The sequence below is a fragment of the Paraburkholderia lacunae genome (assembly GCF_003353175.1).
Lineage (GTDB): Bacteria > Pseudomonadota > Gammaproteobacteria > Burkholderiales > Burkholderiaceae > Paraburkholderia > Paraburkholderia lacunae.
Window position 1 is genome coordinate 201,728 of the sequence record NZ_QHKS01000001.1, and the last position, 14,841, is coordinate 216,568.

Annotated in this window: 14 protein-coding genes; 6 read left to right on the forward strand and 8 right to left on the reverse strand. The window is 59.9% G+C overall.

The window, feature by feature from the left end; translation table 11 throughout:
* Positions 1–302: 302 nt before the first annotated feature.
* Positions 303–896 (forward strand): hypothetical protein, encoded by a 594-nt coding sequence (locus DLM46_RS00980; RefSeq protein WP_115098846.1) that lies wholly within the window; start codon positions 303–305, stop codon positions 894–896.
* A gap of 53 nt (positions 897–949) precedes the next feature.
* Positions 950–1,777, forward strand: coding sequence for a hypothetical protein (locus DLM46_RS00985; RefSeq protein WP_115098847.1), 828 nt, complete (start codon positions 950–952; stop codon positions 1,775–1,777).
* Between the two features lie 320 nt (positions 1,778–2,097).
* Here DLM46_RS00985 and DLM46_RS00990 read toward each other — a convergent pair whose 3' ends face one another.
* From DLM46_RS00990 to icd, 8 genes are all read right to left on the reverse strand, one after another.
* On the reverse strand, positions 2,098–2,502 hold the full coding sequence (locus DLM46_RS00990; protein ID WP_115098848.1) for an HNH endonuclease signature motif containing protein: 405 nt from the start codon (positions 2,500–2,502) through the stop codon (positions 2,098–2,100).
* A 208-nt stretch (positions 2,503–2,710) separates the two neighbouring features.
* Positions 2,711–3,412: a hypothetical protein gene (locus tag DLM46_RS00995; protein ID WP_115098849.1), complete on the reverse strand. Its 702-nt coding sequence runs from the start codon at positions 3,410–3,412 to the stop codon at positions 2,711–2,713.
* Positions 3,413–3,775: 363 nt separating this feature from the next.
* The gene (locus DLM46_RS40020; RefSeq protein WP_244305780.1) at positions 3,776–4,330 is read right to left on the reverse strand and encodes a hypothetical protein; all 555 of its coding nucleotides are present in this window, start codon (positions 4,328–4,330) and stop codon (positions 3,776–3,778) included.
* Positions 4,327–5,922, reverse strand: a complete 1,596-nt coding sequence (locus DLM46_RS01005; RefSeq protein WP_115098850.1) for a YfjI family protein — start codon at positions 5,920–5,922, stop codon at positions 4,327–4,329. Before DLM46_RS01005 ends, DLM46_RS40020 begins: the two co-directional genes overlap by 4 nt.
* A 234-nt stretch (positions 5,923–6,156) precedes the next feature.
* On the reverse strand, positions 6,157–6,369 hold the full coding sequence (locus DLM46_RS01015; protein WP_115098852.1) for a helix-turn-helix transcriptional regulator: 213 nt from the start codon (positions 6,367–6,369) through the stop codon (positions 6,157–6,159).
* Between the two features lie 198 nt (positions 6,370–6,567).
* Positions 6,568–7,248 (reverse strand): hypothetical protein, encoded by a 681-nt coding sequence (locus DLM46_RS01020; protein WP_133300281.1) that lies wholly within the window; start codon positions 7,246–7,248, stop codon positions 6,568–6,570.
* Positions 7,249–7,355: 107 nt separating this feature from the next.
* Positions 7,356–8,603, reverse strand: coding sequence for a tyrosine-type recombinase/integrase (locus DLM46_RS01025; RefSeq protein WP_115098854.1), 1,248 nt, complete (start codon positions 8,601–8,603; stop codon positions 7,356–7,358).
* Positions 8,604–8,782: 179 nt separating this feature from the next.
* On the reverse strand, positions 8,783–10,039 hold the full coding sequence (icd, locus tag DLM46_RS01030) for an NADP-dependent isocitrate dehydrogenase (RefSeq protein ID WP_115098855.1): 1,257 nt from the start codon (positions 10,037–10,039) through the stop codon (positions 8,783–8,785).
* Positions 10,040–10,371: 332 nt separating this feature from the next.
* Between icd and DLM46_RS01035 the strand changes: the two genes are divergently transcribed.
* The 4 genes from DLM46_RS01035 (at position 10,372) to fusA (ending at position 14,643) form a co-directional block, all read left to right on the forward strand.
* Positions 10,372–10,941, forward strand: a complete 570-nt coding sequence (locus tag DLM46_RS01035; protein WP_115098856.1) for a pseudouridine synthase — start codon at positions 10,372–10,374, stop codon at positions 10,939–10,941.
* 442 nt (positions 10,942–11,383) lie between these two features.
* The gene (locus DLM46_RS01040) at positions 11,384–11,590 is read left to right on the forward strand and encodes a hypothetical protein (RefSeq protein ID WP_115098857.1); all 207 of its coding nucleotides are present in this window, start codon (positions 11,384–11,386) and stop codon (positions 11,588–11,590) included.
* Positions 11,591–11,737: 147 nt separating this feature from the next.
* On the forward strand, positions 11,738–12,244 hold the full coding sequence (locus tag DLM46_RS01045; protein ID WP_115098858.1) for a DUF192 domain-containing protein: 507 nt from the start codon (positions 11,738–11,740) through the stop codon (positions 12,242–12,244).
* A gap of 293 nt (positions 12,245–12,537) precedes the next feature.
* Positions 12,538–14,643, forward strand: a complete 2,106-nt coding sequence (gene fusA, locus DLM46_RS01050; protein ID WP_115098859.1) for an elongation factor G — start codon at positions 12,538–12,540, stop codon at positions 14,641–14,643.
* Positions 14,644–14,841: the final 198 nt, after the last annotated feature.

Consider the following 14,841-nt stretch of genomic DNA (forward strand, 5'->3'; position numbering starts at 1 on the left):
GAACAACAAGGATCCGGCACCCGCGATGTCTCAAGCGGAACTGACAGCGGACGTATCTACATCGCATCCGAATGGCCCGAACGGGGTCGAGTTCTGTCGCTTGCCGCGTTCCAAACCGGACTCTCTCACGATGCCGCGCTTTTGGTGTGCGCTTTGGAGCCGTCCGGAGGCCTCGATAGCCATCGAGACAGTCACCGCCAACCCCGGGCGCTGCTGGCGCTGTCGCCTTGCGCGGGGCATTCTTTCGTCTGAGGCATAATGGTTTTCGCAGAAAACCAACACTTTGCTTGCGGGGCGACACAATGGACCATCTTTTGGGCGAGGGGGTGCTTGGCATCGTGACCGGCATCTTGACGACGGCGATTCTGTTCACGTTGCGGGCACTTTGGACCAGCAAGCTATCTCCCTTGATTGAAGCCCTTCGCTACAGGGGGTTGAAAGTTGATGGTGTATGGGAGGGCCGTCACAAGGACGACAAAAGCCAATCAGAGAGCCGCCTGAGCTTGAAGCAGAGAGCGCATACGATGTCCGGTACTTTCACCTTCAAGTATCTCGGCCCGGACAAGGAGTTCACGTTGGACTTCGACGTAACTGGCGTTATATGGGAAGGCTACCTAACTCTTAATTTTTTTCCCAACGATCGACGCATCACTTCCTGCGCGACGTCGCTTGTCAAGATCAGAGGTGGCGGCTCAAACATGGTCGGCGCTTTTCTGTTCCGAAATGCGGAAGTCGAAGACGTCGGCGTCGTGCCCTTCAACCTGCGACGCTATGAGCGCGTCGCAGGTTTCAATGCCACAGGGAATGCCGCGCCGCGAGCAGCCGAACTAGGTGCGACGCAGGCAGTCCACAACACGGAAGAAGCTGCACAGCCAGCGGCAGAGCAGCGAGATTGACTCTTTGGTCTGCGCGCAAGCGGACCTGATATCGGATCGTGGAAAACTGCTATATGGAAAAAATCAGAACGTTCGTTGGGAACTTGCTCGGCACGGTGGCTGTTGGCACGGGCCTGTGGATAGCGACGGTTGACCACGTCGCCGCCGCAACAGCATGTATGTCGGCTGGCATCCTCATCCTCCTGCTCGCGAACATCAATCACTTCGAGTTCATCAAGGGGTTCGGTTTTGAGGCCAAGACCAAAAAGCTGGACGAAAAAATCGAGGAAGCCGACCGCCTACTCTCGCAGTTGAGGCTGGCGAGCCAGTTGTTCGCTGATATCTCGGTCCAACTGATGTCGCGAGCGGGGCGTTGGGCGGGACCGATTCCGAAAGCTGAAACGCAGGACCTCGTCACGCGTATTCAGGCGCTTCTAGAGTCTCTTGATGTGAAAAGCGCCGAAATCGACAAGAGCCTCGATCCTTTTCACCGGATCACCCTGCGCGATCTGGCGACATCCGGCTTCAACGCTTTCTTTGCGGAACTGGAGCGGCGCACAACACTCGTCAACGATGCCATGGGACAGCGAGCGGCTGACGAACAGTCGCGAACCGGTGTCCCCATCCCGTCGGATGATCCACAACATCTCGCACTTCAGGCCGAGTGGGAGGCGATTCGTCAGTTCGCCCAAGAGACGCGACAAAAGTTTGAGAGCGCAGACCCGTTTACCCTTGGAACACTTCTCGAACAGTCAGTCAAGAGCGCCCCAAGTTGGATGGACTCGGAACGACGGGCGTTCCTTGCCGCCGTGAAACCAACGCACGACGAATGGAAGTTTTACGCGAAGCATCGACGGATCAACGATGTCGGTGCGTGGCTGGCTCGCGAATATGGCCATTGATCGCCAACCGCACGCCAACTGACCCGAGCGGTGGATTGGTGGCCATAGATGCTCAGCCAGCGCCGGATGGGCACCGATCTGGGCACGGTCAGACCAACAATGTCGCCGTCGTTACGTCTATTTCATGAACTACGCATACCCCCTTGCTTGAAATCGCTTCCATAAAAATTGAGGCTCCCCCACGTTCACCGAGCCCGAGGCTCTAGCGATTCGGACCCCCTAGAGGGGGTGGGCCGCGCGTCAGAACGTGTCGCCAGAGGCCTCGGCGGGTCGCGTCAATGCATCGCACCTGTCGGGACGGCGACGCCTCAAACCGCCTGCTATCGCGTCCTGTCGCTATCGGGTTCCGAGCGCGCCCGACCAAATCCGCCATCGTCCCTGGCCGTCTTGCGGTCATGACAGCGTTTCGACATTGCCTGCCAGTTCGTGCGATCCCAAAAGAGATTCACGTCGCCGCGATGCGGACGAATGTGATCCACGACCGTTGCACGCGTGAGCAGGCGCGCTTGCCTGCATTCGTTGCATTGACACAGGGGATTTGCCCTTAGGAACTGCGCGCGCGCTTTGCGCCAAGCTGCGCCATAAAGCGCCGCTGCATCTTTGTCCCGCCGGGCATTCTCGCGCTTGCGTTGAGCCTGCATATGCGTGGGACATTTGCTGCCCCGACCATTCACAAGCGCGCCGCAGCCCGGATGACTGCACGGTCTGTTAGGTCTACTTGGCATGTGTGTTCACGACAACATAGAAGAAAATGTAAAGCTGCAAATTCGTTGCAGCGGTCTTGAGCGAGTTCGCACTACGTGTGCACACAAGCACATCGGTGATCCGAACGGCGTGGGCTGCACGCAAGCCGCCCGACGCGCCTTAGTTTGGGGCGGTGCACCTATGCCGAGCTGCCACCGCCCATCGTCGACCCGCGATTTAGCTGTCGGCCTAATGCGGATAGCCCGCAACCTCGGCCACGATGTCAGAACCCGGCTTGTCGTGGCGAAGGTCCCACAGCTTGCGCGGAATGAACTCGAATGCGGGACCCATTGCTGCGTCCAAGATTTCCGCACAGCGCGTCACCATGGCATCGCTAGGCATCTCGCCGTCGTGCGCCAGTTCGCGGATTGCGCTCTGCCCGTCGGCAACCTGCTTGCGTGCTGACGCGATGGCATCGCAATTCGACTTCACCGTATACACACGCTGACCGGTCCAGTTGCGGCCCATCACCTCGTCGGTACGGATTGCGTCGCGTAACAAGGTATCGGCGAACGATAAGTCATCCAACGCGTCGGCGAGTTCGGGCGGTGCCTTGCGCTCCAGTTCGGACAAGATATGCTGCCGCTTGCCCTCATCCGTCATCGTCTCAACGACCAAAGCCGCCACCGACGCCTTCTTTTGCCTTTCCGCTTCCTGATAGGCGGTCAGCGCGACCACAAAGTTCGCATCCGCGCGCGCGGCATTCTTCGCCAAGGCGGCGTGCCGGCGTTCGGGGTTCGGCAACGCCTTCAATTCGGCGGCAAGCTCGGCGCGGCGCTTGTCGATTTCCGCGCGCCGACGCGTTTTGAGTTGCTCCACGAGACCCGTTTCGCTCGCGAGCAATTCGAGTTCTGCCAGGCGTTCGGGCAGCGGGTAGTTCTGCTGTTTCATGGTTCAATCCTTTTCAAATTGATAGTGGTTACTGCGGGATCGCCACTGTGTAATCTTCCGCGCGAATCTCTATGCGATACCGGGCAAGCGTCGGTCACGACACGCCACCGCACAGCCGAATCGCATGAGAGAGCGGCATCAAGAAAAAATACTCACGTCTGGCCTCGTCCCACTGAATCCGTTCAAGCAAGGCTATCGGCATTTTCAACTATCCCATGATTAAGACTCCTTATTTACATTCAAACAATACATCCATTTTTGCTGTCACCAACTACTTAGACGGGGTGAACTTCAGATAAAATCCGCGCTTCTATGGCTCAACCCGCATTTCGGGAAAGTCGCCGCTGGGTTTGCTCTGCCCAATCAATTGCGCAGCTTTCCGCAGCGCTTCGCTGTCCCGAAGCACGAGCCGTCGCAGCTGTCGCAGTAGTGCCGATCAGCGAAATCTTCGACACGCCACGAGCGCATTTCGAGCGCGGCGCGTGCGGAAGCGGCGGCCCGCGCGGCTTCGAGTCGTTCGCGGAAGTAGGAGATATTCGGCAAGAGATCGGTCAGCGGCCCGCGCATTGCCCGCGTAAGCACGCCCTCGCGATATGCGTTCGCCCAGCACTCAAGCGCCGATAGCGCTTCGATGATGGCAATCAGCTCGGCGCGCATCCGGCGCACATCGTCTGGTGAGAGGTACGGCCCCCAGGGCAGATAAAGTCCGCCGTCTGGATCGTAGAGTGCGCCGACACAACCGGCCGGAATGCTAGCCGGATCGTACGCGGCATCGGCAGTTTTGGACTTTGCGACAGCGACAGTTGCGACACCTGCGACAGTTAGTCCTCTTTGACCTTCACCTGTCGCAACTGTCGCAGGTGTCGCAGTCGCAAGCTGCTTTTTTCTCTTGGCGTAGACAAGATCGGAAAGGCTCATTTTGCACCTCCATCCAGCAGAGCAGGGTTGACGTGAATTACGATTTGCTTTCCGGCGTGAGCCACGCGAACCCGGTCCAAATCCGTCAGTGCCTTGAGCGCAGCGGCCAGATGATCGCCGTTGCGCAAGGGTCCACCATTTTGAGCATCGCGCCTGCTTATCGCGTCGGTTCGCTGAGTGCCGCAACGCTTGATCAGCCAGGCGTCAAGCTTCGCCGCGTCCATCACATCGTCAGGTACGGCAAGCTCTGAGAAAAACCGTTTCGATTCGCTCAGGTACCACGCAACGATGCTCGATGCACTCTCTAAAGCGTCCAGGCCAATCGGCCCGGTTGCGCCGCTGAACACATGGAACAGCGCCGCCAGCCGCGCCGCGTTGTCTGCCGACTTGCTAGCTACGTCCCGCACGTCGTGAAGGTCGCCGCCGTCAAGCAATTGGACTTCCACGGCATCATGGAACGCTATCCATGCGACCTTCGCATCCGGCGAAAGCGTGAGCATTTGCGGTTGCAAATGGCCGTCATCGTCCATCGGAACCGGCGTGCGCAGAATCTCCCCGATCCGCTGATTGAACATCGCCATATGCGGCCATTGCTCAGGCGCTTCCTTGAACAGCCGGGTGCCTTGTGTCGATTGCGGCCATGCCATCAGGAATCGCGCCATAAAGCCCGTACCGCGCGCAAGCGTCCCGGTCTTTTTGAAGAAGCTTCGAAACGTCGCCTCCTGGACCTGTAGCGCGACGGTCAGTCGTGCACCGTGTACGGCGTACGAATCAGAGGTGCGGCGGTCAATCGTCAACGTGTTGCCGTCCCACAATTGATTCAGCATCGCCAGGTTGCGCATGACGCTATCCGGGCCCATTCCATGCGAACCGAACACGATTCCGGCCTCGGCCGATACGACGCCCCCCGAAGGCCACTGCTTCGCCAGCGAAAACGCGAGCGCCTCGGGCGTCACGTCCGCGTAGATAAGGCGCGGAACGCGTGGCGGCTCCGGCTTGTCGTTCTCAATGTCGCGCAAGTCTGCTTCCAGCGTTACCGTCGATTTGCGAGATTTCGCCTCCTGTTTGATCTTCTCCTTGATCCCGCCCACCTTGGCTTCCCATGCCTGGATATCGGCCTTGAAGTTTTTCAGGACCGGCGTGAACAGCTCCTGTTGCTCGGATTGGTATTCGCGGACTGCTGCGGTAAAGAATGCATCAGAAGTTGACTTGCGCTCGCCAGACTCCGCGATGGTCAGCATGAACAGCGATGCCGGACCAGCCAGGCGTCCAGCACGTTCAACGTCAACGAGTGCCTGAATCGACAGACTGAGTGCCGCGATTGCCGACGATGCGACCATCGGCAAAGGGGCTTGCACGAACCCGCATACCTCCTCCACGGCGGCGCGGATGCACAGCGGCAACGCTTCGACCGGGTATTCAAGCGGCTCGATGCTGACGGTCAGCGGTTGCGGCGTGGGCCATTCTTCGTTTGCGTCACCCCCACGATTCAAGAACGCGTCCCGTGCCGCATTAATCTCGATACGCTCCTTCGCAGCGTCGTTGATGGCGGCGAGGCGCGCGCATTGGTCTTCGGAGATGTAGTCGTTCACAGCTTTCCCTCCTGGGCTTGGCGGGTCATCCACTGAATGGCGCTAGCGACAACGTGTTGAGTAACCCAGTCGCTGTGCTCGCGCCAGTTGTCGGGACCGTGTATAGCTCGGCACCGGGCGAGTTCGCGTTCGATCAGAGTTTCGACTCGCGATTTCAGGACTTGCGAGGCGCTCGTCATTAGCACGCAAATTGTTCGAACGCATCGGCGAGTTCGAGATGGCTGTACAGCGCGCTCACACTGACTCCGCGCGGTAGCCAGCCGGATCAGCCAGAAACGCATCAATGTCGCCAGCACGCCAGCCGACAGCGCGCGGGCCGAGCTGGACGGCCGGTGGAAAGGTCTTGTTGCGAATGCGAGCGTAGATGGTGGAGCGCGAAAGGCCCGTAGCAGATTGGACCTGCTTGCGGCGCAGGATGGTAAGCGCGGTTTTGATTTGTTCGGACATGTTTCACCTGAAATGGATGGTCCCGGAAGGTTCCGGAACATGACTCATTACAGGTGATTCGGACGGCCCGAAACAGTCGGTGGATTTCGGAAAACCCGCCCCCCGATTCTGGCGTAAAGGATGGGCGGATTCGCGCGGCAATGGGTGGGCGGATTACCTGAAACGCAATACCACCAAGGCGTGGAAAGGGAGGGTGGATTATTCGCCGGGGGTCCTGGGTGCGCCGCCCGTCCGTTGCCAGTTCGCCACCTTGGCAGCTTCCTCAATTCCGGTTTCATTCAGTTTCCCTTCATCGTCCGTCAGGCCCAAAAACTCCGCCGCGTGTTCGCGCAGCCATTTCATCAGGGCCTGTCTCGGATGTTTACCGCCGGGGTCGGTAACAGCCTGCCACGCACGCACAGCCGCAGCCAGTTTGGGCGCATAACGCGGGTGGCTTGCGTCCAGATAGTCAGGTGCATCAACGGCATCAGGGAAAAAGAATTCGGATTTCACGCCTCGCAACACGAGCCAGCTTCTCAGGTCTTCAACATCGACGACCGTCGCCGACGGATCCACGTTTCCTACCGGCTGCCACCGGATCTCTGATTCCCACTCCCCATCTAGAGCGACGTGCTTGCACTCCCCAAGGTATCGCTTCTCGGCCTTGAGCGTCCCCCGCTCGACCGCGAGCACAAGCGCCTGCAGCGCCGCGTCGAAGTTTTGCGGCGTTTCCTCCTCAAGACCATCAGAGGCCGAGTTATCTCGACGCCGGAGATGCCAGCGATTGACGCCGGAATCGTCCGGGGCGACGAGGCGGCTTGGTTTTTCACCACATATCAGCGCCGCAGCCCACGTCAACGACAACGTATCCGCAAGCCTGCAGAAATCCAGCTCGTTCATTTGCATCCGTGCACCCTTACGCAAAGGCAATCGATAAATGAAGGGCCACGCCAGCGGGTGATGGAACCCGTTTTCGATTGGCCGATCTGGGCGCTGCCCATAAAGGGTCAGGCCGTTTTCGTCTTGATGTTCACCACGTTGCCAGCCGCCGAGATAGCGGCGTGCCGGTCGATTTCATCAGCCAAGTATTGAAGCGCGCGCCGCCGCTCGGCTTCAAGCTCGTGATGATGATAGCTCGCCGCCGTCTGACTACGCTCAGTGTGGGCCAGCAGCAGTTCAACCACGTCCCGGCTGAATCCGTGTTCGCGCAGCAGCGTTGCGGCGGTGCCTCGGGTGCCATGCGGGGAAAACTCAGGTACGCCGAAGTCCAGTCGCTTGAACAAGTGATTGAGCGTCGCATCAGCCATCGGCACGTTAGCGCGGAAAGCGGACGGGAACACGTATTCCAGATCGCCGGTCAATGCGCGCTGCACCTCCAGCACCTCCAGCGCTTGCGTGGAAAGGTACACACGATGCGGGCGGCGCGACTTCATGCGCTCGGGCGGAATGTCCCATTGCGCTTTATCAGTGTCAATCTCCGACCACTTCGCGCGCAGCACTTCGACCTTGCGAGACATGCTGTACATCAGCAGCTTGACCGCCGCCGTGGTGGACGGGTGCGCACCCTGCTTCCCTACTGCCCGCCAGAAGGCTCCAAGCTCCGATTCGCTCAGATGCCGGTGATGTTCGGCCTTCGGTACCGCAATCACGCCACGCAGCGCTAATGCTGGGTTCGTTTCGACCAACAGCTTCTGGATCGCGTAGTTGTACACCTGCTGAATGAGAACCCGCACGTTTTCCGCGGTGTTCGGCGTGCCGCGCCGCTTCTCGATGATTGCCAGCACATGGGCTGGCTTCACATCCACCAGCGCCTTGCTGCCAATATCAGGCCAAACGAACCGCTCAAGGAGAGAGCGCATTTGCGCACGGTAGCCCTCCGACTTGCTGCCCAGACGCTCATCCAGCCACGTGAGGGAGAACCCCTTGAACTGACGGTCGTCAGCCCCCTGCGATGCCCGCAACTTGCGCTCGGCATCGTCCGCCTGCTTGTGTGCCGCCGGGTCGCTGCCCTGCTCCACCATGGCCCGGTACTCGGCGTGCCGGTCGCGCGCATCCGCCACCGAGATTTCGGGATAGCTGCCAATCAGTACCGAACGGCGCTTTCCCGCGAACACGTATTGGAATCGCCATGCCTTCGACCCGCCCGGATGAACCAGCACGAACAGCCCGCCGCCGTCCGTCAGCTTGTACGGCTGCGCTTTCGGCTTCGCGTTGTTAATCCGGGTGGGTGTCAGCGTGTAGTTGAAGTGGCGCATATGTCGATCCTCAGAAGTGAGTATCTTGAGTATCGGGACGCCCCAAAAATACTCGGCTCCGTACTCACTTTGTGCCGGATAGCACTCACTCTCCCAGGAACACTAGAGACAAAAAACCCCGGCCACACACAGTGTACACCGGGGTTTTTGGGACTTCTCCGGAACACTCCGGAACAATTTTACATATTTTCGATCATCACCTGCCCGAAGCCCGAGCAGGACACTTGCGTCGCGCCTTCCATCAGTCGCGCGAAGTCATACGTGACCCGCTTTTGCAGAATCGACTTTTCCATCGACTTGATGATCAGGTCCGCGGCTTCGATCCAGCCCAGGTGGCGCAGCATCATTTCCGCCGAGAGAATTTCCGACCCCGGATTCACGTAGTCTTTGCCCGCGTACTTCGGCGCGGTGCCGTGCGTGGCTTCGAACATCGCGACCGAATCCGACATGTTCGCGCCCGGCGCGATGCCGATGCCGCCGACTTGCGCCGCCAGCGCATCTGAAACGTAGTCGCCGTTCAGGTTGAGCGTGGCGATCACGTCATATTCAGCCGGACGCAACAGGATCTGCTGCAGGAACGCGTCAGCGATCACGTCCTTGATGACGATGTCGCTGCCCGACTTCGGATTCTTGAACTTCATCCACGGGCCGCCGTCGACGAGTTCCGCGCCGAATTCCTTTTGCGCCAGCGCATAGCCGTAGTCGCGGAATGCGCCTTCCGTGAACTTCATGATGTTGCCCTTGTGCACCAGCGTGACCGAACGGCGATCGTTGTCGATCGCGTACTGGATCGCCTTGCGCACCAGACGCTCCGTGCCCTCGCGCGACACCGGCTTGATGCCGATGCCGGACGTTTCCGGGAAACGGATCTTCTTCACACCCATTTCTTCCTGCAGGAACTTGATGATCTTCCTGGCCTGTTCCGATTCAGCCGGCCACTCGATGCCGGCGTAAATGTCTTCCGAGTTCTCGCGGAAGATCACCATGTTGGTCTTTTCCGGCTCGCGCACCGGCGAAGGCACGCCCTTGAAATACTGCACCGGGCGCAAACAGACATACAGGTCCAACTCCTGCCGCAGCGCAACGTTCAGCGAACGGATGCCGCCACCCACCGGCGTGGTGAGCGGACCTTTGATCGACACGACGTATTCCTTCAGCACCCGCAGCGACTCTTCCGGCAACCACACGTCCGGGCCATACACCTTGGTTGCCTTTTCGCCGGCGTAGATTTCCATCCAGTGGATTTTCTTCTTGCCTGCATACGCTTTTTCAACTGCCGCATCCACCACCTTGAGCATCACCGGGGTGATGTCGGCACCCGTGCCGTCGCCTTCGATAAACGGGATGATCGGCTGGTCGGAAACGTTGAGCGAGAAATCCGCGTTGACAGTGATCTTGTCACCGCCGGTAGGAACCTTGATGTGCTGATACGGCATGATCGGACTCCAGTGATGGCTGTGCTGAAAGCTGATGGGAGACTGCGAAACCGGGCGCTCCTCGCTACGCGCAATGCCGGCCACCCGCGAGCGGCCAGGCCGCTATTCTAGCCCACGCCGGCGCTGGAACGGGCCGGCCGCGGGTCGGGGTTTTCCTACATTGAAAGCGCAAACTGGAGCCGCCTGAATTCTTATATCTTATATAAGATAAAAGACTAGCCGGTACGTATTATGCGTTAACATCCCGCCATTTACTATTGAACCGGGACCGCTCGAGGCTGTGACCGTGCGTCCCCGCCCTGCCGGCGCCCCGCGTCTTTCATCAATCCCGTATGCGCCTTCTCGCTTTGAACAAACCGTTCGGCACCATCTGTCAATTTTCGCCGCACGAAACACGCGCGTCGCTGGCCGACTGGGTCAAGGTGCCTGGCGTCTATCCGGCAGGCCGGCTCGACTCCGACAGTGAAGGATTGCTGCTGCTCACCGACGACGGCGCGCTGCAGGCACGCATCGCCGAGCCGCGCCACAAACTGGTCAAACGTTATTGGGCGCAAGTGGAAGGCGCGGTCGACCAGGCCACTTTGAAGAGGCTCGCGCGCGGCGTCGATCTCGGCGACTACGTGACGCGGCCATGCCGCGCGGAATACGTCGAGCCGGGCGGGACACTCTGGACCCGCACGCCGCCAATCCGCTATCGCGCCGCGATTCCGACCACGTGGATCGAGTTGTCGATCACTGAAGGCAAGAACCGTCAGGTGCGCCGCATGACCGCGGCGGTGGGTTTTCCGACACTGCGGCTGGTGCGCGTCGGCGTTGGCGCGCTCGATATTTTTTCGCTCGGGCTACAACCGGGAGAGAGTGTCGAATTGCCGCTGAAGGCGCCGTGGGACGGCATCGTTTGAACCACATTGCATCCGCATCTGCTGCCTCCTCGCGCCTGTTCGCATTCGCATCGAAAGAGCTAACTCGTTGTATCAGCAAACAAAAACCCGCGTGAAACTCCTGTGAAACACGCGTGAAACAATTACGGCCACGAGTACTGCACGGCGATCCATTCCGTTTGCGCGTCGCCCAATAAATATTCGCGAAAATTTACGTCAACCGGTGCGCGAGCTCACGCGTTATTCGACCCAGATGCCGCCCGAAGCTATCCGGCATTCAGCCTTAAGGGCCTTGGTACAAGCCGCTCTCGCGGCAGGTGCGGGGAGTCTGAGCGCTACAGCAGACGCGTCGAAAATTTGTTCGATGCGCCTGTCAACCGAAAGGTGGATGGCACGTTTACCGACATGACTCTACATATAACCGGGTCATTTGGTTAATCAACTAAAGCTGAGGATTTACAAAATGAACAAACTGATCGCCGCTCTGGTCGCTGGCCTCTTCGCAACGGCAGCATTCGCACAAGCTTCGGCACCGGCAGCAGCTTCGGCAGCTCCGATGGCAGCTCCGGCAGCAGCTGCTTCGTCGGCAAAGAAGACCACGAAGCACGCTCACAAGAAGTCGCACAAGAAGGCAGCAGCTGCAGCTGCAGCTTCGGGCGCTTCGGAGTAAGTTTGTTGTAAAGACGCAGTCAAGAACTAGCTTCATTGCCGTTCTTACGGCGTTGAAAGGCAGATCGCCGCAAGGCTGTCTGCCTTTTTGTTTTTTTGACGCGCTCGCGTAACATTCGCGGGTTAATTTCCAGCAAGGAGTCACGCCGTGCGATTTCCCCTGCGCTCGTTGATTGCGCGCTTCGCTGTTGCCGTTGCACTGCCGCTCGCGGCGATGTCGTTCGCCGCCACGACCGCGGCACCCGCACACGCCCAGCAGATGCCGCCCGGCGCGAAGCAGCCCGGCGATTTCCCGCGCGTGAAGCTGACCGCGGGCATGTTCGTGATCGACGCCGCTGTCGCCGCCAACGACGCGGACCGCGAACAAGGCCTGATGTATCGCACGAATCTGGCGCCGAACGAAGGCATGCTGTTCGTCTTCAACGAAAACGCCGTGCATTGCTTCTGGATGAAGAACACGTTGATCCCGCTGTCGATCGCCTTCATGCGCGCCGACGGCACGGTCACCGACATCGACGAGATGCAGGCCGAGACCACCAACAATCACTGCCCCAAGAACAACGGCGTGTATGTGTTGGAGATGAGCAAAGGCTGGTTCACGTCGAAGGGCATCAAACCGGGGATGAAGATCCAGGGGTTGCCGGCCGCGCAATAAGTTGCGTCGACCTTGGCGGCGCCCCGCCGCTTCGTCAGCCGTCGCTGCCCAGGAAAGCCGGTGCCTTGAGTGAGGCGCCGGCTTTTTCATTTGTTTTCATTGGCGAGGCGACGCGTGCCTGCTGCCGCGCAAGCCCCGTCAGCAGGCGCTGACGTCCAGCTGGCAAGATTCCTGCAAAAGACGGGCCGACGCGCTATCCTAGTATTCTCGACATTGCAGCACCCAGACTGCCCGGGCAGCACAGACTGCCGCCCGGCAAGCGCCTTCAGGCGCGCTATTCCAAGGAGGTTCACGTGCCCCGCAAGACTCCCATCGAGCGCTACCGGAATATCGGCATCAGCGCTCACATCGATGCCGGCAAAACCACCACGACTGAACGCATCCTGTTCTACACCGGCGTGACCCACAAGATCGGCGAGGTTCACGACGGTGCGGCGACGATGGACTGGATGGAACAGGAGCAGGAGCGCGGCATCACCATCACATCGGCGGCCACGACCGCTTTCTGGAAAGGCATGGCCGGCAACTACCCGGAACACCGGATCAACATCATCGACACCCCGGGCCACGTCGACTTCACGATCGAAGTGGAACGCTCGATGCGCGTGCTCGACGGCGCCTGCATGGTGTACGACTCGGTCGGCGGCGTGCAGCCGCAATCCGAAACGGTGTGGCGCCAGGCGAACAAGTACAAGGTGCCGCGCATTGCGTTCGTCAACAAGATGGACCGCGTCGGCGCGGACTTTTTCCGCGTGCAGAGGCAGATCGGCGATCGCCTCAAAGGCGTCGCCGTGCCGATCCAGATTCCGATCGGCGCGGAAGACCATTTCCGGGGCGTGGTCGACCTCGTCAAGATGAAGGCGATCGTCTGGGACGACGAGAGCCAGGGCATCAAGTTCGAGTACCAGGACATTCCCGACGAGCTCGCGGCCACCGCGAAGGAATGGCACGACAAGATGGTCGAGGCCGCGGCTGAAGCGAACGAAGAGCTGCTCGATAAATATCTGCACGGCGCAACGCTGACCGAAGAGGAAATCAAGCACGGCATCCGCGCGCGCACCATCGCCAATGAAATCGTGCCGATGCTGTGCGGCAGTGCGTTCAAGAACAAGGGCGTGCAGGCCATGCTCGACGCGGTGATCGACTACCTGCCGTCGCCGGTCGACATCCCTGCCATTACCGGTCACGACGAGCACGACAACGAAATCGAGCGTCATCCGAAAGACGACGATCCGTTCTCCGCGCTGGCCTTCAAGATCATGACCGATCCGTTCGTCGGCCAGCTGATCTTCTTCCGCGTGTATTCGGGCGTGGTGAATTCGGGCGACACCGTCTACAACGCGATCAAGGAAAAGAAGGAGCGCCTGGGCCGGATCCTGCAGATGCATGCGAACGAGCGCAAGGAAATCAAGGAAGTCTATGCGGGCGACATTGCCGCGGCAGTCGGCCTGAAGGAAGCGACCACCGGCGACACGCTGTGCGATCCGAACCACGTGATCGTCCTCGAAAAGATGATCTTCCCGGAACCGGTGATCTCGCAGGCGGTGGAACCGAAGACCAAGGTCGACCAGGAAAAGATGGGCATCGCGCTGAACCGTCTCGCGCAGGAAGACCCGTCGTTCCGCGTGCAGACCGATGAAGAATCCGGCCAGACGATCATCTCCGGGATGGGCGAACTGCACCTGGAAATTCTGGTCGACCGGATGAAGCGCGAGTTCGGCGTCGAGGCGACCGTCGGCAAGCCGCAGGTTGCGTACCGCGAGACGGTGCGCAACAAGGTCGAGGATGTCGAAGGCAAGTTCGTCAAGCAGTCCGGCGGCCGCGGCCAGTACGGCCATGCGGTGGTCACGCTCGAACCGGCGCCGCAAGGCAAGGGCTACGAATTCGTCGACGCGATCAAGGGCGGTGTGATTCCACGCGAATTCATTCCGGCGGTCGACAAGGGCATTCAGGAAACGCTCAAGGCCGGCGTGCTGGCGGGCTATCCGGTGGTCGACGTGAAGGTGACGCTGACCTTCGGTTCGTACCACGACGTCGACTCGAACGAAAACGCATTCCGTATGGCCGGGTCGATGGCGTTCAAGGACGCGATGCGCAAAGCGAAGCCGGTGCTGCTCGAACCGATGATGGCCGTCGAGGTGGAAACGCCCGAAGACTTCATGGGCAACGTGATGGGCGATCTGTCGAGCCGCCGTGGCATGGTGCAGGGCATGGAAGACATCGCCGGCGGCGGCGGCAAGCTGGTGCGCGCCGAAGTGCCGCTCGCGGAGATGTTCGGCTATTCGACCTCGCTGCGCTCGGCAACCCAGGGCCGCGCCACGTACACGATGGAGTTCAAGCACTACGCCGAAACGCCGGGCAACGTGGCAGAAGCCGTGATCAACGCGAAGCAGAAGTAAGCGCTGAAGCCTCTGCAACACGTCATGTGCCGCACATCATGCCACGCCGGCAACGCTGGCAACTCCGGCACATGACTCGAAGCCCGTCCCTCGTGGACGGGCTTTTTTTCGTCCGCGGCGCGGCTCCCGCCGGTCGGCCACACGCACGTTTTTGAACGTGCAAAAATAGCAGACGGCACCGCGCCCATCGCCGGGACT